This window comes from Pseudoponticoccus marisrubri, from assembly GCF_001482405.1.
GTDB lineage: Bacteria > Pseudomonadota > Alphaproteobacteria > Rhodobacterales > Rhodobacteraceae > Pseudoponticoccus > Pseudoponticoccus marisrubri.
The window spans coordinates 124,279-142,857 of sequence record NZ_LPXO01000004.1 but is presented as its reverse complement, the minus strand read 5'-3'; the positions used below and the strand labels follow the sequence as shown (position 1 = coordinate 142,857).

The following is an 18,579-nucleotide window of genomic DNA, read 5'->3' as shown; positions in this document are numbered from 1 at the left end:
TCACTCCTTGGGGCGGTTGTCGACGACGCGCTTGGCCTTGCCCTGGCTGCGCTCGACCTCGCCGGGATCGCGGATGTCGATCTCGGTCGAGATGCCGACGATGTCCTTGATCCGCTTGGTCAGCATGCGTGCCGCCGCGGTCTTGGAGGCCTCGTCCGTCGAATCGGGCGCGCATTCCACGTGCACCCGCATCGCGTCCAGCCGCCCGGCGCGGTAGAGCTCGATCTGGAAATGGTTGGCCAGCCCGCCGGTGGCCAGCACCTGTTCCTCGATCTGGGTCGGGAAGACGTTGACGCCGCGCAGGATGATCATGTCGTCCGAGCGTCCGGTGATCTTCTCCATCCGCCGCATCGAGCGCGCCGTGCCCGGCAAGAGCCGCGTCAGGTCGCGCGTGCGGTAGCGGATCATCGGCAGGCCTTCCTTGGTCAGCGTGGTGAAGACCAGCTCGCCCATCTCGCCATCGGGCAGCACCTCGCCGGTCTCGGGGTCGATGATCTCGGGATAGAAGTGATCCTCCCAGACATGCAGCCCGTCCTTGGTCTCGACGCATTCATTGGCGACGCCCGGGCCCATGATCTCGGATAGCCCGTAGATGTCCACCGCATGCATGTCGAAAGCGGCCTCGATCTCGCGGCGCATGGCATCGGTCCAGGGCTCGGCGCCGAACACCCCCACCTTGAGCGAGCACGCGCGCGGGTCGAGCCCCTGCTTGTGGAACTGCTCGAGGATGTTGAGCATGTAGGAGGGCGTGACCATGATGCCGTCGGGCTTGAAATCGGTGATCAGCCCGACCTGCTTCTCGGTCTGCCCGCCGCCCATGGGCACCACCGTGGCGCCCAGCCGCTCGATCCCGTAATGCGCGCCCAGCCCGCCGGTGAACAGCCCGTAGCCATAGGCATTGTGCACCATGTCGCCGGCGCGCAGGCCCGAGGCGCGCAGGCTGCGCGCCAGCATGTCGGCCCACATGTCGATATCGCCCTTGGTATAGCCCACCACGGTCGGCTTGCCGGTGGTGCCGGAGGAGGCATGCACCCGCAGGATCTGATCGCGCGGCACCGCGAACAGGCCGAACGGGTAGTGGTCGCGCAGGTCGTTCTTGTAGGTGAAGGGGAATTTCGCCAGGTCCGCCAGGCTGGTCACGTCGTCGGGATGCACGCCGGCGGCCTCGAAGCGCTCGCGATACATCGGCACGTTGTCATAGGCATGGCGCAGCGACCATTTCAGCCGGTCCAGCTGCAGCGCGCGGATCTCGTCGATCGAGGCGGTCTCGATCGGCTCAAGGTCCCCGGCCTGCGGTGTCAGGTCTTTCATGATGTCCTCCCCTCACGTCTCGTCGAAAAGCTGGCCCTGGATCTGCCGGGAAAAGCCCCGGAACTCGGCGATCGCGCGGCCGTCCTGGTTGGTCACTGTCACGTCGTAGATGCCGCTGCGCCCGGTCAGCGAGACCTCGCGCGCGGTCGCGGTCAGCACGTCGCCCACCTGCCCCGGCGCGAGGTAGCTGATCAGGTTGTGCTGGGCGAGCGTCGAGCGGTTGCGGCTGTTGCAGGCAAAGGCAAAGGCACTGTCGGCCAGCGCGAAGGTGATGCCACCATGGCAGACCCCGTGACCGTTGGCATGGTGGCGCTGCACGGTCAGGCGCAGTTCGGCCTGCCCCTCGTCGACCGAGACCAGCTCCATCCCCAGCCATTGCGAGGCGCCGTCGCTGTCCCACATGGCCGCTGCGCTGCGCTCGGCGCGCTCCTTCGGGGTCATGGCTTGCGCCCCGTGAAGCGCGGCGCGCGCTTGTTCAGAAAGGCGCTGACGCCCTCGGCGTAATCCGGGCTCTCGCCGCAGATCTTCTGCGAGCGCGCCTCTTCGTCCAGCTGCGTATCCAGATCGTTTGTCGCGGCGGCGTGGATCAGGTGCTTGATCCGGCCCAGCCCCAGCGTCGGCCCCTCGGCCAGCCGCGCGGTCAGGGCGCGGGCCTCGTCCATCAGCGCATCATCGGGCAGCGCCTTCCAGATCAGGCCCCATTCGGCGGCGGTCGTTGCGGGCAGCGGCTCGGCCGTCAGGGCCAGCGCCTTGGCGCGCGCCTCGCCCAGCAGCCGTGTCAGGTGGTAGGAGCCGCCGGCATCCGGGCCCAGCCCGACCTTGGCGAAGGACTGGATGAACTTCGCGCTTTCCGCGGCCAGCACGATGTCGCTGCCGAAGGCCACGTTGGCCCCCGCCCCCGCCGCCACGCCGTTCACCGCGCAGACCACCGGGAAATCGAGGCCGCGGATCAACCGAACCAGCGGGTTGTAGAACTCGGTCAGGGCGCGGCTCAGGTCCGGCGGGCCGTCCATCTTGGACGGGTCCCGGTCGCCCAGGTCCTGCCCCGCGCAGAAGCCGCGCCCGGCACCGGTCAGCAGGATCGCCCGCGCCCCGCCCTCGCGCGCCGCCTCGATCGCCGCCCGCAGCGCAAGGTGCATCTCGTCGTTGAAGCTGTTCAGCCGGTCCGGCCGGTTGAGCGTGATCTCGGTCCAGGTCCCGTGATCCTGCACCAGAATCGTGTCGGTCATCGCTGCGGCTCTCCTCCTCAAACCAAGATTAAACTTGCATAAACCAACCGGACGGTCAATTATTAATGCAGGCGGCCACAGCGGCCGGAAGATTGCCAATCGGGGGGAGAGCGCATGAGTGTTCAACAGATCCACAGTTTCGCCGCGGGCCAGTGGCTGGCACCGGGGGCCGGCGCACGGCAGATCGCCAGCGCCATCACCGGCGAGGTGATCGCCACCGCCGGCAACGACGCGCTGGACGTGCAGGCCATGCTGGGCTTTGCCCGCGACACAGGCGGCCCGGCGCTGCGGCAGATGACGTTCCACCAGCGTGCCAAGATGCTCAAGGCGCTGGCCACGCATCTGCACCAGAACCGGCAGGCGATGTATGACCTGTCCTTCGACACCGGCGCGACGCAGGCCGACAACCTGATCGACATCGACGGCGGCATCGGCACGATGTTCGTCATCGCCTCCAAGGGCCGGCGCGAGATGCCGGACGGGCATGTCTATCTCGATGGCGGGGTCGAGCAGCTGGGCCGCACCGGGCAGTTCCTCGGCCAGCATATCTGCACGCCGCTGCAGGGGGTGGCTGTGCACATCAACGCCTTCAACTTCCCCGTCTGGGGCATGCTGGAAAAGCTGGCCCCCACCCTGCTGGCGGGCGTGCCGGCCATCGTCAAGCCGGCCACGGCCAGCTGCTACGTGACCGAGGCCTGCGTGCGGCTGATGCTGGAGAGCGGCCTGCTGCCCGAGGGCGCGCTGCAACTGGTGACCGGGGGGCTTGGCGACATGCTGGACCACCTGGGCTGCCAGGACGTGGTCAGCTTTACCGGCTCGGCCGACACCGCGCTCAAGCTGCGCTCGAATCGCCTGCTGATGGAACGCTCGGTGCGCTTCGTGGCCGAGCAGGACAGCCTGAACGCCTCGATCCTCGGCCCCGACTCGGTGCCCGGCACGCCGGAATTCGACCTTTTCGTCAAGGAGGTCTGCCGCGAGATGACCGCCAAGGCGGGGCAGAAATGCACGGCGATTCGCCGCGTCATCGCCCCGGCCGAGCGCACCGGCGACCTGATCGAAGCGCTCTCGGCCCGGCTGGGCAAGACGGTGATCGGTGATCCCCGCAACGAGGCGACGCGCATGGGCGCGCTGGTCTCGGACGCGCAGCGCCGCGACGTGCTGGAAAAGGCTGCCATCCTCGGGCAGGAGGCGACCCGCGTCTTCGGTGACCCCGACGCCTTCGAGGTACAGGGCGCCGATGCCGAGAAGGGCGCCTTCCTGCCGCCCATGTTGTTCCACTGCGCCGATCCCGACAGCGCGCTGCGCGTCCATGACACCGAGGCCTTCGGCCCGGTCTCGACCGTGCTGGGCTACCGCGATCTCGACCACGCCGTCGCGCTGGCCAATCGCGGCGAGGGCAGCCTCGTCGCCTCGGTCATCACCCATGACCCCGAGGTCGCGCGCCACGTGGCGATCGGGTCGGGCGCCTATCACGGGCGGATCTACATCAATGACCGCGTGTCGATGAAGGAAAGCACCGGCCACGGCTCTCCCCTGCCCCACATGGTGCATGGCGGCCCCGGCCGGGCCGGCGGCGGCGAGGAGCTGGGCGGCGTGCGCGGCGTGATGCATTACATGCAGCGCACCGCGATCCAGGGCAGCCCCGACATGCTCTCGGCCATCGGCAATCGCTGGGTGCCCGGCGCGACCGAGATCCCCGCGCCCGCGCATCCCTTCACCCGCCGCTTCGGCGAGCTGCAGATCGGCGAGACGCTGCATACCGAGCCGCGCGAGGTCACGCTGGAGGATATCGAGCATTTCGCCGAGTTCACCGGCGACACCTTCTATGCCCACATGGACGAGGAGGCCGCGGCCCGGAACCCGTTCTTCCCCGGCCGGGTGGCGCATGGCTACCTGCTGCTCTCCTTCGCCGCGGGCCAGTTCGTGATGCCGGACGAGGGGCCGGTGCTGGCCAATACCGGGCTGGACGGGCTGCGCTTCATGCAGCCGGTCGTGCCGGGCGACCGCGTCAAGGTGCGCCTGACCGTCAAGGCCAAGACCGGCCGCACCGAGGAATATGGCGAGGTGCGCTGGCACGTGACCCTGACCAACCAGGACGACGCGCAGGTCGCGGAATACGAGCTGCTGACCATGAACGCCTACTAGTCGGCCACGCGGGGGATGGTGCCGGGCGCGCCTCTTTTCTAAAAGGAGACATGCACAGCGAGACCTCCCCCGTCTTTTCCGCCTGCGCCGCGGCGCTGGCCGGGCCGCGCCAGCCGCGGGTCTGGTCGGTGATCATCACGATCTTCGGCGACCTGGCCCAGGCGCCCGGCGACACGATCTCGGGCGCCGTGCTGTCGCGGATCACCGAGCTGGCCGGCATCAAGCCCGAGGCGCAGCGCGTGGCGCTGCACCGCTTGCGCAAGGATGGCTGGATCGAGAGCGCCCGGGTCGGGCGGCTCAGCCATCACCGGCTGACCGCCTTCGGCCGCGCGCTCAGCGCCGAGGCGACGCCGCGCATCTATGCCGAGCGAATCGACCCGCCCGCCCGCTGGCACGTGCTGATCGCCGGCGGCGAGGAGGCCGCCCGCGAGGCGCTGGACGCGGTGCTGCTGACCGGCGACTACATCTCGGTCTCGCCGCAGGCCGCGCTGGGCCCGGGCCCCGTGCCCGAGGGCTGCGCCGACCTGCTGTCCTTCGACACCGCGCGGTTCGGGGTGCCCGACTGGGCGCGCGAGCGCGTCTTCCCTGCCGATCTGCGCGCCGCCTATGACCGGCTGCACGACGCGCTGCGCGAAGTGGCCGAGAGCCTTGGCCCCGCGCCCGTGCTGGCGCCGCTGGAGGCCGCGACCTTGCGCATGCTGGTGGTGCATAACTGGCGCCGGCTGGTGCTGAAACATCCCGAGGTGCCGCGCGAGTTCTACCCCGAGGGCTGGTCGGGCGAGGCATGCCGCGCCGAGGTCGCCCGCATCCTGTCCCGCGTGCCGCGCCCGGGCCTCGAGCAGCTGGACGGCACCGACAGCGCCGCCTGATCCGGGCAGGATGGCCCGCAAAAAAACCCGGCCACGGCAATCAGCCGCGGCCGGGACAAGGTCCATGGCGATCAGTTCCAAGGCCCCCGCCGTTCTGGCCAGAGGCATTCCGGTGCACCTTCTGCGCACCTGTTCCCGGGTGTCCCGCCCATCTGCGCCCGTTCGAGGCGCGTCGTCTCCGACATCCGGGCGGGTCCGGTTTCCGTTGACGGGGCTTCCGCCCGTTCCGGGATCCTGTCTAGGGGATTCGCCCTAAGCCGCGGTTAATTGAAATGGTTTTGTTTCAAAGCCGCGCGAAGGTCCTCGACCAGCGCGGCGCGCGGCCGGCCCGTCCGCTCGGCCAGCGCCATCAGGCCGAAATGCACATGCGCCATCTGCTGGTAATAGCTGGTATAGGCATAGTTGGTGGCCGCCCCCGCCGCGGCGCCGATCACAGGCACGGTCTGCGCGGCCAGTTTCTGCCCCAAGACGGTGGACAGGCGCGGCACCACCTTGGCGATCACCCCGTGCACCGTGGACCCGGTCAACGTGACACGCGCCGACAGGAAGGCCAGCTCGGCCCCGTCATCCTGGCTGAGCGGGCCGGCCGAGGCGAAGACGGTCAGGCATTCCTTGGCGATCTGCGGATCGGCCGGGTCATAGCCGTATTCAGTGGCGATGCCCTGGATGGCGCGGAACAGCACCGTGGTGGTCACCGGCAGCTCGGCCAGCGCCGAGGGCAGCCCCCCGGCCCCGCCGGCCGCCCCCATCGCCGTGGCAACCGCGGTGTTCAGCCAGCCCTTCTGGTCCGGCACCACGCCGCGCGACTGGCGCGCCGCGCGGAAGGCCAGTTCCAGCGCGCCGCGCGTGGTCTCTTCCAGCCGGTCCTTGACGCTGTCGGGCAGGCGCTCCAGCAGGTTCTCGGCCTGGCTGCCGACCAGGTTCAGAACCTGCATCCCGACATTGTGCGCTGCCTGGTGCCGCGCGCCGAGCGCCGCGATCTCGGCATCGAGCGAGGCAGTGGGCAGGGTGGTCTGGGTCATCGCGTGTCCTCCGGGTGGCCTTGAGGAAAGATGTGTCCCCGGGTGCATGGCTTCAAGCCGCCCGCGCCACGACCCCCGTGACACCGTCCCATGCCCCGGGACGCAAAGCGGCCCCGAGGATGCGGTCGGGATTGGTCGGCGGCGGCATCTCGACCCCCTCCAGCCGGTGGAAGCCGAACCGCGCGTAATAGGGTGCATCGCCCACCAGCAGCACGCGCGCATGGCCCAGTTCGGCGGCGCGGGCCAGCGTGTCCCGGATCAGCGCGGCGCCCAGCCCCTCGCCCTGTGCCGTGGGGTGCACCGCCACGGGCCCCAGAAGCAGCGTTGGATGCGGGCCCACGCAGACCGGCCAGAACCGGATCGCTCCGCCCAGGATGCCCTCGGAATCGCGCGCCACGCGGCAGAGCGCGGCAACAGGCGCCACGCCCTCGCGCAGGCGGTACGAGGACAGCGCGCCGCGCCCCGGCGCGAAGGCGGTGTCGAACAGCGCCTCGACCTCCCACCAGTCCGCGCCAGTTTCCTGTGCAAGCGTGAACAGTTGCGCCCCCGTGCAAATTCGCGCCGCTTCGCCTATCACGCGGCAAACGCCTGCGCAAACCGGAGAAAGACCCGATGTTCTACCGCCCCGAGAACGGCCACGGCCTGCCCCACAACCCGTTCAACGCCATCGTCACGCCGCGCCCGATCGGCTGGATCTCGTCACGGGGCAGTGACGGGCATGACAATCTCGCGCCCTATTCCTTCTTCAACGCGGTCGCCTATGTGCCGCCGCAGGTGATGTTCGCCTCGACCTCGGCCAAGCCGGACCGCGGCGACACCAAGGACAGCGTCGCGCAGATCCGCGAGACGGGCGTGTTTTGCGTAAACATCGTGGAATACGCGATGCGCGACGCGATGAACACGACCTCGGGATCCTGGGACAGGGACGTGGACGAGTTCGACCTGGCCGACATCGAGAAGGCCGCCTGCGAGACGATCGACTGCGCCCGCGTGGCGAACGCGCCCGCCAACCTGGAATGCCGGCTGACGCAGATCGTGCCGCTGGAAGGCGCGGCCAACTTCCTGGTGCTGGGCGAGGTGACGGGCGTGCACATGCGCGACGACTGCCTCGTGGACGGGATGTTCGACGTGCTGCGCTTCAACCCCCTCTCCCGCATGGGCTACCGCGACTACACGGTCGTGCGCGAGAAGTTCTCCCTCAAACGCCCGGGGGAATGAGGCGGCAAATTTCATCGGATGAAATTTGCAAATTCCGTACACGGAATTTGCGGAGGCACTTTGACGGCCGTCGAACCACCCCGGCGCGGCCGCGTCGGGCTCATGGCTTGCACCATCGGGTGGCTCTGTCATACTGACGGTCAACCAAGAACAAACCGAGCACCCACCCATGGCCGACGATCTTCTCAGCTCCACCGAGCCCGGCGACTACGATGCTTCCTCCATCGAGGTGCTGGAGGGGTTGGAACCGGTGCGCAAGCGCCCCGGCATGTATATCGGGGGCACGGACGAGCGTGCGCTGCATCACCTGGTCGCCGAGGTGCTGGACAACTCGATGGACGAGGCGGTGGCCGGCCATGCCAACCGCATCGAGGTCATCCTGCATGCCGATTACGCCATCGAGATCCGCGACAACGGCCGTGGCATCCCGATCGACCCGCATCCCAAGTTCCCGGACAAATCCGCGCTCGAGGTGATCCTGTGCACGCTGCATGCCGGCGGCAAGTTCTCGGGCAAGGCCTACGAGACCTCGGGCGGCCTGCACGGCGTCGGCGCCTCGGTGGTGAACGCGCTGTCCGACAGCATGGTGGTGCAAGTGGCGCGCAACAAGGAACTGTTCGAGCAGCGCTTCTCGCGCGGGCTGCCGCTCGGCCCGGTGGAAAAGGTGGGCGCGGCGCCCAACCGGCGCGGCACCTCGGTCACCTTCCATGCCGACGAGCAGATCTTCGGCCATCACCGGTTCAAGCCGGCGCGGCTGTTCAAGATGGTCCGCTCCAAGGCCTATCTCTTCTCGGGGGTCGAGATCCGCTGGAAGTCCGAGATCGAGGATGGCGAAACCCCGATGGAGGCCAGCTTCCATTTCCCCGGCGGGCTGGCGGATTACCTCTCCGAGACGCTGGGCGGGGCCAGCACCTATGCCGAGCGGCCCTTCTCGGGCACTGTCGATTTCCGCGAGAAGTTCAACACGCCGGGCAAGGTGGAATGGGCGATCAACTGGACGCCCTCGCGCGACGGCTTCATCCAGTCCTATTGCAACACCGTGCCCACGCCAGAGGGCGGCACGCACGAAGCCGGGTTCTGGGCGGCGATCCTCAAGGGCATCCGCGCCTATGGCGAGTTGGTCAGCAACCGCAAGGCGGCGCAGATCACCCGCGACGACCTGGCCGCGGGCGGGTGTGCGCTCGTCTCCTGTTTCATCCGCGAGCCGGAATTCGTCGGCCAGACCAAGGACCGGCTGGCCACGACCGAGGCCGCGAAACTGGTCGAGAACGCGGTGCGAGACCATTTCGACAACTGGCTGGCCTCGGACACGAAATCGGCCGGCGCGATCCTCGACTTCCTCGTGCTGCGCGCCGAGGAACGGCTGCGCCGCAAGCAGGAAAAAGAAACCGCGCGCAAGTCGGCCACCAAGAAGCTGCGCCTGCCGGGCAAGCTGACCGACTGCACCTCGAAAGAGCGCGAGGGCACAGAGCTCTTCATCGTCGAGGGCGATTCGGCCGGCGGCTCGGCCAAGGGCGCCCGCTCGCGCGAGACGCAGGCGCTGCTGCCGCTCAAGGGCAAGATCCTGAACGTTCTGGGCGCGGCCTCGTCCAAGCTGGGCTCCAATGCCGAAATCCGCGACCTGTGCGAGGCGCTGGGTGTCGGGCTGGGCAGCAAGTTCAATATCGACGACCTGCGCTATGACAAGATCATCATCATGACCGACGCAGATGTCGACGGGGCACATATTGCCTCGCTGCTGATGACCTTCTTTTTCACCCAGATGCGGCCGCTGATCGACGGCGGCCATCTCTACCTGGCACAGCCGCCGCTCTACCGGCTGACGCAGGGCGCGCGCCGCATCTACGTGGCTGATGACGCCGCCAAAGAGGCCGCCATGACCAAGGGGCTTGGCGGCAAGGGCAAGATCGACGTGCAGCGTTTCAAGGGTCTGGGCGAGATGGACGCCAAGGATCTCAAGGAAACCACAATGGACCCGGCCACGCGCACCCTGATCCGGGTCACGATCGACGAGGACGAACCGGGCGAGACCGGCGACCTGGTCGAGCGCCTGATGGGCAAGAAACCCGAGCTGCGTTTCCAGTACATCCAGGAAAACGCGCGCTTCGTCGAGGAACTGGACGTCTGAGCCTCAGCGGGTGCCAAGTGCGGTCGTCCGCAACTCCCGTGCCTTCTGGCTGAGCTCTATCAGGAACTTGCGGATATGCTTGGTATGGGTCTCCGCGACCCGTCCACTCATCGTGCGCTTGGGGCCCGTCAGGATGGCCGTCTGCTCCCACAGCAAGGATGGAAAGACGGCGGTGATCGGATAGCCGTCGACCGAGGCATCCACCCGGTGCGGCGCGTAGACCTCGGTGCGGACCGTCACGGCACAGTTGGTGGAATTGATCTCGTAGCCCAGCGCCGTGATGACAACGGTTGCCGCGCGCAACTGAACTTCGACGATCGAGGCCTGGCTGCGCACGAGTTCGAGGCTCACCCGGTCCACCGAGGTCTGCGTGTTCCGCCAGCAGCCGTTGGTGACCTCGTCATATTTACGGATCTCGAACAGCATGTCGCGTTGAACGAAGTGCCAGTTCGGATCGAGAAACACCGGGCGCTCCTGCGCCCATGCGACGCCTTGGAACAGCCAGCAGAACCAAACGGGGAGCAGAGCGGAAGAATACCGCGTCAGAAAAGAACCCATGGGAAACCGTAATTCATCAACCAGATCTACGCGACATGCTGCCCCGATCTTGGGCGCACGGCAAGCGCTGGCCGCGCCGCCCTGCGCTTCAGCACAGGGCCACGCCTCAGCCGCCTTGTTCAGTACCCGTAGCCGGAATCGCGCGGGGTGCGGTTGATGATGCGGACGGTCTCGCTTCTGAGCGCGCCGCGGTTGTTCACCAGGCCCGGGTCGCGGCAGATGCGGTGGGCGAGATCGGTCGCGGTGGTCAGCGAGTAGCCCTGATTCACCAGGCTGTCGATGAATTCCGGGTTGGGACGGTCCCAGATGACCTCTTTCCACGGCCCGCGGAAACAACTGATATGCACCTCGCCCGCGGTCCAGGCAAAGGCCGGCGCGGCCAGCCCGGCCAAGGCCAGGCTCAAGACAATAGCTTTCATTTCAACCCCCAGTGGCAGCACTGCCGTAAACGGGCCACGCGCCTCACGATCTCGCGACTCGGCCGGCGCATTAACCCTGCGTTAACAGTTTCGGCCTTCAGGGGCGGTTGCGGCAAGAAGAATCGGCAAGAGGGTTAATGCGCCGATACGGTGCACCCTGCCGGGAAGCGCTTCCCTTGTGCCACGCTCCGGCCTATCGTCCGTCCCATGCGCCTGATCCTGCTTGCTTTCCTAGTCCTCGCAGCGGCCTGTGGCCGGCCGCTCACCTCGAACGAGACCGCCTATCTGCAGGCGCTCAAGGGCGATCAGCTGGATGCCTCGAAGGTGCGGCTGCATGACGGGCATTTCGCCGGCTCGATCAGGTATCACATCCCGGTACGGCCGCGCACGACCTGCCAGGAACGGCTCTGGCCGCCCCTGGACGAGGCGAAGACGGTCGAGGTCTCGCCCGCCGCCACGGTGGTGTTCAACACGGTGCTGCTGCGCAAGGATATCTACAGCGACGACATGATGGCCGGCTGGCCGGACCGGATCGACCTGTTCCAGGCCATGCTGCTCGCGCACGAGGCGGTGCATGTCTGGCAATGGCAGAACCGGCATCGCACGGGCTATACCCCGCTGAAGGCGCTGGCAGAACACGGGGCCAGCCCCGATCCCTACCTGTTCGATCCCGACACGACCGGCAATTTCTTGGATTACGGGTATGAACAGCAGGGCAGCATCGTCGAGGAATATGTCTGCTGCCGGTTGCTGGACCCCGAGGCGCCGCGGACGGCGCGGCTGCGGGCGATGATCTCGAAGGAAATGCCCATCGCGGGGCTGGATGCGGCAATCACCCGGCCGCGCGTGCGGCTGCCATGGGCCGGCGCCGAGACCGAGGGCATCTGCCGATAAGACAACGGCCCGGGCGACGTGCCCGGGCCGGTCGTGTCACTGGTTCTGTCACTGGGACTTCTCGTCGGACAGAACGTCGTTCTGCCACTTGGCCAGCTCCTGCTCGGCCTCTTCGCGGGTGCGGCCGTACTTCTCCTGGATGAGGCCGATCATCTGCTCGCGGTCGCCGCGGGCCTTCTGCACCTCGTCCTCGGTCATCTCGCCCCAGCGTTCGCGGGCACGGCCCTTGAGCTGTTCCCATCTGCCTTCGATCTGGTCCCAATTCATCGTGATCTCTCCCGTTCGGTTGATCTTCAACGGACCAACCGTCGGGGGCGGGGCAAGGTTCCCGCGTTCACTCCTGGCGCTGGATCTCGCGCAGGTAGGTCACGAGGTCCACGACCGGCTGCGAGGCCAGCACCGGCTGGCCCGAGGGTGCCTTCATCGGCACGTCGTAGCTGCCCTCGAAGAAATCGCCGTAGACCGGCATGGGCGAGCCGTGGCTGACCAGCGGGTCGCGCCCGTCGATCCGCTTGATCACGCGCTCCAGCGGGAAGGTGCCGCCATTCTGGGCGGCCAGCTCGGTCAGGTTGACCGGCTTGATCATCAGCACGCCGGCCATGGGGCCGTCGCCGCGCCCCTCCAGCCCATGGCAGGTGGCGCAATGCGTGTGGTAATGCGACCGGCCGATATCGGCATCCTGCGCCAGCGTCGGCGCGGCCAGCACGGCCAGTGAAAGGGCAAGAACAAGGCGCATCGGATCCTCCGCGGTTTCCCTGCATGTCAGAGTGGCAGGGAAACCCTGCCGGAACATTGATCCGCGTCAATCGCTGGAAGCGCGCCGCCGCTGCCCTAAGGTAAAGCGCATACTAGCAAGGAGGGTGTCATGCGGTGGATGATCTTGGCGGCGGGGCTCTGGGCCGGGACGGCCGCGGCGCAGGACACGGATCTCGAACTGGTGCTGCTGGCCGATGCCTCGGGCAGCATCGACGCGACCGAGATCGCCTTTCAGCGTCAGGGCTATGCCAGCGCGATCACCGATCCCGAGGTGCTGGCAGCCATCGCCAACACCGCTTACGGCTCGATCGCGGTGACCTATGTGGAGTGGGCCGCCAATACCGCGGTGGTCGCCGATTGGCAAAAGATCGACAGCGCCGAGACGGCAGCCGCCTTTGCCGCCAGCCTGCTGGACAAGCCGCGACAGGCCTACGGGCGCAACGCCATCGGGTCGGCCCTGCTGGACGCGCTGCGCCTGATGGACACCAATGCGCATGACGGCTGGCGACGGGTGATCGATTTCTCGGGCGACAGCGCCAATTCCTATTCCGGCCCGCCGATCCGCGAGGCGCGCGACCAGGTCCTGGCCGCCGGCGTCACGATCAACGCCCTGCCCATCCTGCGCCCCACCGATCCCGGCCGCGCGCATGGCGGGCTGGAGGCGCGCTACGAAGAGCTGATCGTCGGCGGGCCCGGCGCCTTCGTCGTCACCGCCGAGAACCGCGCCTCCTTTGCCGAGGCGGTCAAGCGGAAGCTGATCCTCGAGATCTCGGGGCGCGAGCCGGCCCGCCGCATGGCCCGCGCCGAGTAGCCGCTCAGACCACGGCCGTCAGATGCGCCGCCGGGGGCGCGGCCTGTTGCGGCCAGCAGGCGGCCTGGCGATCCACCTGCAGCGTCGCGCGCCCGCGGCCGACATGCCGCGCATGACCCACAAGGCGCAGCGCCCGCCCGTCGAAATCGCGCAGCTCCAGCACCGTATCGCGATTCCCGGTCTCCACCGCGTCGCGCAGCACCTGCAGCGCGATGGCTTCGCCGGTGCGCAGATCATGGATGTTCTCGGCCGGCCGATGGGTCGCCGCGCTCAGCCGGGCGCGGGCGATGTCGGCGGCCAGCCGGTCGAGCTCGATGCCAAGGTCGAGCGCCGGGCCGGGACGCGGGCCAAGCTCGAGCACCGCCGGGGCGCGCGTGTCCAGCATGGCCTTGAGCAGCGTGGCCAGCGCCCCCGCCACCACCGCGTGAGAGGCGCAATCCGCGGGATGTGCCGGCAGCGCGTCGCGCGGCGCCAGCGGCAGGAACAGCGCCGGCCGGCAGCGCGGACGGCGGCGCAGCCCGTCATGCGCGGCGGTCATCCATCCCAGCAGTTCGGGGGCGCTCTCGGCCAGTTCGGCCGCGGCGGCGCGATGGGTCGCAGGCGCCGCCCCCCGCTCGCCCTGCGCCAGCCAGACGCTCATCCGCGCGGCGGTGACCGCCGGGCGCGCCAGCCGGTCGCCGCGCCCGGCCGCGCCGAAGGCGACGTGGGCCGCGCGGGCCTCTGCCTCGGCCATCAGCGCCAGCAGACGCGCCCCGCCCCGGATCCCGGCGGCCTCCAGTGCCAGCGGCACGCCCTTGGCCAGCGCCGAAAGCGCCACGTTGTGAAAGGGGCGAGATGGCGGGGCGGCCAGCGCATGGGCCGAGAGCGCGCCCAGCGTTGCGGGACGCGCCGCCGCCGCGCTGCGTCCCGGCAGGGCAAGCCCCGCCCCGCTGTGCCGGGCGCACCAGCGGATCCAGTCGGACATGGGCGCATCCTCGCCGGGCCGGCCCGCGCCCGGCTGCGGCGTGCCCACGACGTGATCGACCCGCCACAGTCGCGAGACCGGCCCGCCCAAGGCGTGCGCCCGCACGCCCGAGGCCAGCAAAGTGGACAGGGTCAACTGCCCCTGCCCGTTCCAGGCCAGCCGGCGCCGCCGTGTCTCGGCGGCCCCCAACGTCCCGTCCGGCAGGGCCGCCCCGTCGAACCAGGCCAGGCTGCGCAGGGCGCCCAGAACCTCGGACAAGGCCGGCCGCGCCCGACCGGGTCCCGTGATCCGGTGATGCGGATCGCCCAAAGCCTCCAGCGGCACTGGCGCCATCAGCGCCACGGCGAACATCTCGGCCATGTTGCCGGCCAGTTCGGCCGCGCCCGGCCGTGGCGTCTCGGGCCGTGGCAGGGCCCGGTCGGGCACCGGCGCCGCGGCCCCGCCTTCGATGACCCGCAGGCAGGCCATCCCGTCTTTCGCATCCTGTTGCATGCATCCCCCTTCCCGATCCGTGCCGCCCCGTCGGCGGAGAGTGACCATAGGTTAACGGCACCATGCCCATCCCCCGTGAGTGCAGCGCAAAGCGGCCGCAAATCCCGCGCAAGACTTGCGTCAATCCCGGCCCCTGCCCGCCCCTTTGCATGAAACAGAGCGTGAATCGGACCCGCCCGGCGCGCGAGGCGCTTGACCCGGCGCGCCCCCTCGCCTCTGCTGGCGGCCAAGGCGCGCAGCGGATGGAGATGGCGATGCATTGGACCGACCCCGAGACCGGCGGCTTCCGCGATGCCTATCTCGACTGGGCGCGCCTCTTGCAGCGGCGGCGCGACGCCCTGCCCCCGGCCCGACCGGTCCGCGGCATCGAGTATGAGCCGATCTTTGTCCGGCTGACCACGGATCACGCCCCGGCCACCCAGCGCCAGCGGCTGCGGCAGGCGGTCGAGGATCCCGAAGGCCCGCTGCTGATGGACGCCCATGAACATGAGCGGCTGACCGATCCAGCCCCGCTGCCCGGTCTGGCCGAGGAATACGCGCTCTACCGGCCAATGGGCACGCCGGACAGCGACCACCATGACCTCTTCACCGTTCTCGACACGGGCAGCCCGGTCTGGCTGGACACGGCCCCCGCCGGCCCGGTTGAGACGGCCGAGATCCCGCCCAGCCCCCATCCCGGCGCGCCGATCGTCGCGCTGATCGACGACGGGATCGGCTTCCTGAACGCGCGCTTCCGCCGCCGCCTGCCCTCGGGCGGGTATGAGAGCCGCTTTCACGCGATCTGGCTGCAGGCGCAGGAGCGCGGCCATGATGCAAGGCGCCGCGTTCTGGCCGGCGATGTGCTGGGCAAGCCCGAGATCGACGTCCTGCTGCAGGCCGGCGCCGAGGGCGATCACTACGCGGCGCTGAACGCGCGTCTCTTCCCCTGCGGCACGCGCCGGGCCACGAATTTCGGCACCAGCCACGGCACCCATGTGCTGGACCTCGCCGCCGGGGCCGACGCCGAGACACCCGACACCCCGGCGGCCCGCTGGCCGCTGCTCGGCGTGCAACTGCCCCCCGAGGCGGTCGAGGACACGTCCGGCACGCGGCTGGAAAGCTACATGCTGCAGGGGCTGCGCTGGATTCTGCAGGCCGCCCGCAAGGTCGACCCCGCCGCGCCAGTGATCGTCAATCTCTCGCTCGGCATCGTGGCAGGCCCCAAGGATGGCAGCCGCTTCATCGAATACCAGATGGCCCGCGAGGCATCGCTCTGGGAGGCCGCGACCGGCCAGCCCGTGCGGCTGGTCTGGGCCTTCGGCAACAACCGGCGCAGCAGGCTGGTGGCCGCCTTCCCCTACGAGGCCGCGGCGCCGCGCCATGCCACCGACCGCGAGGTGACATGGCGCGTGCAGCCCGATGACCACAGTGCGAGCTTCGTCGAGATCCATCCCAGAGGCGCCGAGAGCGGCCAGCTTCAGGTGGCGCTGACCGCCCCGGACGGGACCGGCTCGGGCTTCCATGCTCTGCGGCCCGGCGAGATGCGCAGCCTTTTGGATGGAGAGAGCCCGGTCGCGCGGATCTACCACGTGCCCTCCCGGGATTTCGGCACGGGCGTCCAGCAACCGGCGCATTACGTTTTGGCGCTCGCGCCCACGGCTGGCCGGCGCCGGGGCGAGCCCACCGCCCCGCATGGCGCCTGGCAGGTGCACACCCGGCTGACCTCTCCGGACGCAGCAGAGGTCCTGTTGCAGATTCAGCGCGACGACAGCCGCGGCGGTGGCTCCCTGCAGGCCCGCCAATCCTATTTCGACGACCCGGCCGCCCATGCCTGGGAGGACGAGACCGCGTCCCATGCGGGCCATGCCGCCGGCTGCCCCGTCACGCCTGCCGGCTCGCACAGCGCGCTTGTCACGGCACCCGCGCGACAGGTCTTTTCCGTCGGGGCCGCGCAGTGGTCTCCGCGCACCGTGGGCATGTCTGCCGAGAACCTTCGCCCCGCCCGCTACAGCGCGCAGGGCGCGGCGTGGTCCGTGCCAGGCCCCACCCTCGCCTGCATCGCCGAAGGCCCGCCCTTCCGGCCGGGCAGTCTCGGCAGCGGCACCCTGTCCGGCTCGGCGCGGCACCAAGGTGGCACGAGCGCGGCTGCCGGCCGCCTCAGCCGCGCCCTCGCCCTCTCCCTCGCGACCTCGGGGCAGCCCCGAGGCGGCTCCGGACACCTCGAGGATTTCGATCCGGAGGTCGTGACCCTGATCCCCGTGCCGCAAGAGCTGTCAGACCGGATGAGCGCCGTGATCGTCTCGGCCCACGACCCCACGCGCCTGCCCTGCTGATACGAGGCAACCCGGAGAACCCAGCCGGCCGCGCATCACGCCAACCGGACGGCAAGCCGGAAAACGCGCTTTCGAGTATTTGTGGAAAGATGAAAGTGCACGTCGGGTCATTGTCCCCGGCCCCTTTCATCTTTCCGAAAATACTCAAGCGGGGGTCCGGGGGCGCAGCCCCCGGCCGGTCGGATCGCGCAGGCGATCCGAAACCTCTGGTGGCAATACCCACGCAGAAAAACGGAAGCCGGGGCGCGCCGCGGCGGCCCCGGTCCACTCACACCCTACATGGCACCGGCTGGCGCCATGTCACCGTTTAAACCTGTCACCATTCGCCCTGCGCCTCGGACCACATGCGGCGCAGCCAGGCCGGCAGGGCGGGCCCGTCACACGGGGCGCTGGTCGTCTCGATCACCGCGTCATCGCCCAGCGCGGAGGAAAGCAGGAAAAGATTGAAATCCCCTTGATAGCTGTCGCCGCGGAAGCGGCGCGCCGGGGTCGTGGGCTCGGCATCCAGCAGGCGCACCAGCGCTTCGGCCAGGGTGATGCCCAGCACGGCCCCGGCCATGCTGTCGGTCGGGAAATGCACGCCCGCCACGGTCCGGTTCATCGCGATGCGCGCGGCGTGGCGGTAGAGCTCGTTCTCGCCATGGATCTCGGCCACCGGGTCGAAGCCGCGATTGTAGAACAGCCGTGTCAGCAGCGTGGCGGTGGCGAAGGCCTCGGTCGCGTGTCCCGAGGGCCAGGCCCCGTGGCCCGGCGTCTGGATCACCGGCTGGACCTTGTAGGACATCGCGATCGGGCGGGGCACGTCGAACCCGTGCTTGAGCGGCATCTCGATCGCCGCGCAAAGCCGCAGTACGGCGAGGTTCAGCGCGATGGTCCAGGGTGTGGCCTCGGGCGACATGTAGCCGACCATGGCGTAGAAGGATTGCAGATCACCGATCTGGCTGTTGATTTCGCCCAGCCGGTCCGGGCGCAGGTCGGCATAGCTGCGCAGGTAGTGCAACTGGTGCTCGGCCAGCAGCGCGTCGTCGGGCCGGGTCAGCGTCACGATGCGCCGGGCCCGGCAGGTCACGTGCCCCTCGGCATTGGCAAGCCCCGTGTCGCCCAGGTCCACGGCGAAGAGGTCGCCGAGCGCGCGGTCGGTCACGATGCGCCGGGGCCGGGCGCCCATGCTGCGGAAGGCGGTCCAGCTGTCGCGCCCGGCCTGCACCGGGCTGCGATCGGCCGAGCCGTCCCAATGTCCCACCGTGCCGTCGCGGGCCGAGCCGAGCGCGGCGGCGGGCGCGCGGCGCGGGCGGCTTTCCCAGCCTTCCCACCCCTCCCAGCCTTCCCAGCCTTCCCAGCCCTCCCAACCGTATGTCGGCATGCCCTCATCCCCCGTGTCGTCCGTGGTCTTGTCCAGTTCTTGCGGGACGGCCGGTTCCTGCGTCAAAGCTTTCACCGGGCCCCCGCAG

18 protein-coding genes are annotated in these 18,579 nt (G+C 69.1%); 7 read left to right on the top strand and 11 right to left on the bottom strand.

Annotated elements, in window-relative coordinates; translation table 11 throughout:
• From paaK to paaG, 3 genes are read right to left on the bottom strand one after another with little or no spacing between them, the layout of a single operon-like run.
• Positions 1–1,311 (bottom strand): phenylacetate--CoA ligase PaaK, encoded by a 1,311-nt coding sequence (gene paaK / locus AVJ23_RS08685; RefSeq protein ID WP_058861785.1) that lies wholly within the window; start codon positions 1,309–1,311, stop codon positions 1–3.
• A 12-nt stretch (positions 1,312–1,323) separates the two neighbouring features.
• Positions 1,324–1,752, bottom strand: a complete 429-nt coding sequence (gene paaI, locus AVJ23_RS08680; protein ID WP_058861784.1) for a hydroxyphenylacetyl-CoA thioesterase PaaI — start codon at positions 1,750–1,752, stop codon at positions 1,324–1,326.
• On the bottom strand, positions 1,749–2,540 hold the full coding sequence (paaG, locus tag AVJ23_RS08675) for a 2-(1,2-epoxy-1,2-dihydrophenyl)acetyl-CoA isomerase PaaG (RefSeq protein ID WP_058861783.1): 792 nt from the start codon (positions 2,538–2,540) through the stop codon (positions 1,749–1,751). Before paaG ends, paaI begins: the two co-directional genes overlap by 4 nt.
• 114 nt (positions 2,541–2,654) lie before the next feature.
• Between paaG and paaZ the strand changes: the two genes are divergently transcribed.
• Positions 2,655–4,685, top strand: a complete 2,031-nt coding sequence (paaZ, locus tag AVJ23_RS08670; RefSeq protein WP_058861782.1) for a phenylacetic acid degradation bifunctional protein PaaZ — start codon at positions 2,655–2,657, stop codon at positions 4,683–4,685.
• Positions 4,686–4,735: 50 nt separating this feature from the next.
• A complete protein-coding gene (locus tag AVJ23_RS08665; RefSeq protein ID WP_058861781.1) occupies positions 4,736–5,554 on the top strand; it encodes a PaaX family transcriptional regulator C-terminal domain-containing protein in 819 nt (272 codons plus the stop codon).
• Between the two features lie 263 nt (positions 5,555–5,817).
• Here the strand turns inward: AVJ23_RS08665 and AVJ23_RS08660 are convergent, their stop codons facing one another.
• Positions 5,818–6,576 carry an EcsC family protein gene (locus AVJ23_RS08660; protein WP_058861780.1) on the bottom strand — a complete coding sequence of 253 codons (759 nt, stop codon included), beginning with the start codon at positions 6,574–6,576 and terminating at the stop codon, positions 5,818–5,820.
• A 52-nt stretch (positions 6,577–6,628) separates the two neighbouring features.
• The gene (locus tag AVJ23_RS08655; RefSeq protein WP_058861979.1) at positions 6,629–7,114 is read right to left on the bottom strand and encodes a GNAT family N-acetyltransferase; all 486 of its coding nucleotides are present in this window, start codon (positions 7,112–7,114) and stop codon (positions 6,629–6,631) included.
• Between the two features lie 74 nt (positions 7,115–7,188).
• Between AVJ23_RS08655 and AVJ23_RS08650 the strand changes: the two genes are divergently transcribed.
• Entirely contained in the window at positions 7,189–7,794 is a 606-nt protein-coding gene (locus AVJ23_RS08650) for a flavin reductase family protein (RefSeq protein WP_058861779.1), read from the top strand.
• A gap of 169 nt (positions 7,795–7,963) precedes the next feature.
• The gene (parE, locus tag AVJ23_RS08645; RefSeq protein ID WP_058861778.1) at positions 7,964–9,922 is read left to right on the top strand and encodes a DNA topoisomerase IV subunit B; all 1,959 of its coding nucleotides are present in this window, start codon (positions 7,964–7,966) and stop codon (positions 9,920–9,922) included.
• Positions 9,923–9,925: 3 nt separating this feature from the next.
• Here parE and AVJ23_RS08640 read toward each other — a convergent pair whose 3' ends face one another.
• Positions 9,926–10,480: a hypothetical protein gene (locus AVJ23_RS08640; RefSeq protein ID WP_157772648.1), complete on the bottom strand. Its 555-nt coding sequence runs from the start codon at positions 10,478–10,480 to the stop codon at positions 9,926–9,928.
• 119 nt (positions 10,481–10,599) lie between these two features.
• Positions 10,600–10,884, bottom strand: a complete 285-nt coding sequence (locus AVJ23_RS08635; protein WP_058861776.1) for a hypothetical protein — start codon at positions 10,882–10,884, stop codon at positions 10,600–10,602.
• A gap of 222 nt (positions 10,885–11,106) precedes the next feature.
• Between AVJ23_RS08635 and AVJ23_RS08630 the strand changes: the two genes are divergently transcribed.
• Positions 11,107–11,793: a hypothetical protein gene (locus AVJ23_RS08630; RefSeq protein WP_058861775.1), complete on the top strand. Its 687-nt coding sequence runs from the start codon at positions 11,107–11,109 to the stop codon at positions 11,791–11,793.
• Between the two features lie 48 nt (positions 11,794–11,841).
• Here AVJ23_RS08630 and AVJ23_RS08625 read toward each other — a convergent pair whose 3' ends face one another.
• Together AVJ23_RS08625 and AVJ23_RS08620 are read right to left on the bottom strand one after the other, a co-directional pair.
• Positions 11,842–12,060, bottom strand: coding sequence for a CsbD family protein (locus AVJ23_RS08625; protein ID WP_058861774.1), 219 nt, complete (start codon positions 12,058–12,060; stop codon positions 11,842–11,844).
• A gap of 67 nt (positions 12,061–12,127) precedes the next feature.
• Entirely contained in the window at positions 12,128–12,529 is a 402-nt protein-coding gene (locus AVJ23_RS08620) for a c-type cytochrome (RefSeq protein WP_058861773.1), read from the bottom strand.
• A gap of 129 nt (positions 12,530–12,658) precedes the next feature.
• Here AVJ23_RS08620 and AVJ23_RS08615 point away from each other — a divergent pair, with 129 nt between their 5' ends.
• Positions 12,659–13,360, top strand: coding sequence for a DUF1194 domain-containing protein (locus AVJ23_RS08615; protein WP_058861772.1), 702 nt, complete (start codon positions 12,659–12,661; stop codon positions 13,358–13,360).
• A gap of 4 nt (positions 13,361–13,364) precedes the next feature.
• Here the strand turns inward: AVJ23_RS08615 and AVJ23_RS22605 are convergent, their stop codons facing one another.
• Positions 13,365–14,816: a phosphatase PAP2 family protein gene (locus AVJ23_RS22605; RefSeq protein ID WP_157772647.1), complete on the bottom strand. Its 1,452-nt coding sequence runs from the start codon at positions 14,814–14,816 to the stop codon at positions 13,365–13,367.
• Between the two features lie 149 nt (positions 14,817–14,965).
• Here AVJ23_RS22605 and AVJ23_RS08605 point away from each other — a divergent pair, with 149 nt between their 5' ends.
• Complete coding sequence (locus AVJ23_RS08605; protein ID WP_240484570.1) at positions 14,966–17,128, top strand: S8/S53 family peptidase; 2,163 nt, start codon at positions 14,966–14,968, stop codon at positions 17,126–17,128.
• Between the two features lie 316 nt (positions 17,129–17,444).
• Here the strand turns inward: AVJ23_RS08605 and AVJ23_RS08600 are convergent, their stop codons facing one another.
• The gene (locus AVJ23_RS08600; protein WP_084794418.1) at positions 17,445–18,491 is read right to left on the bottom strand and encodes a phosphatase PAP2 family protein; all 1,047 of its coding nucleotides are present in this window, start codon (positions 18,489–18,491) and stop codon (positions 17,445–17,447) included.
• Positions 18,492–18,579 lie beyond the last annotated feature (88 nt).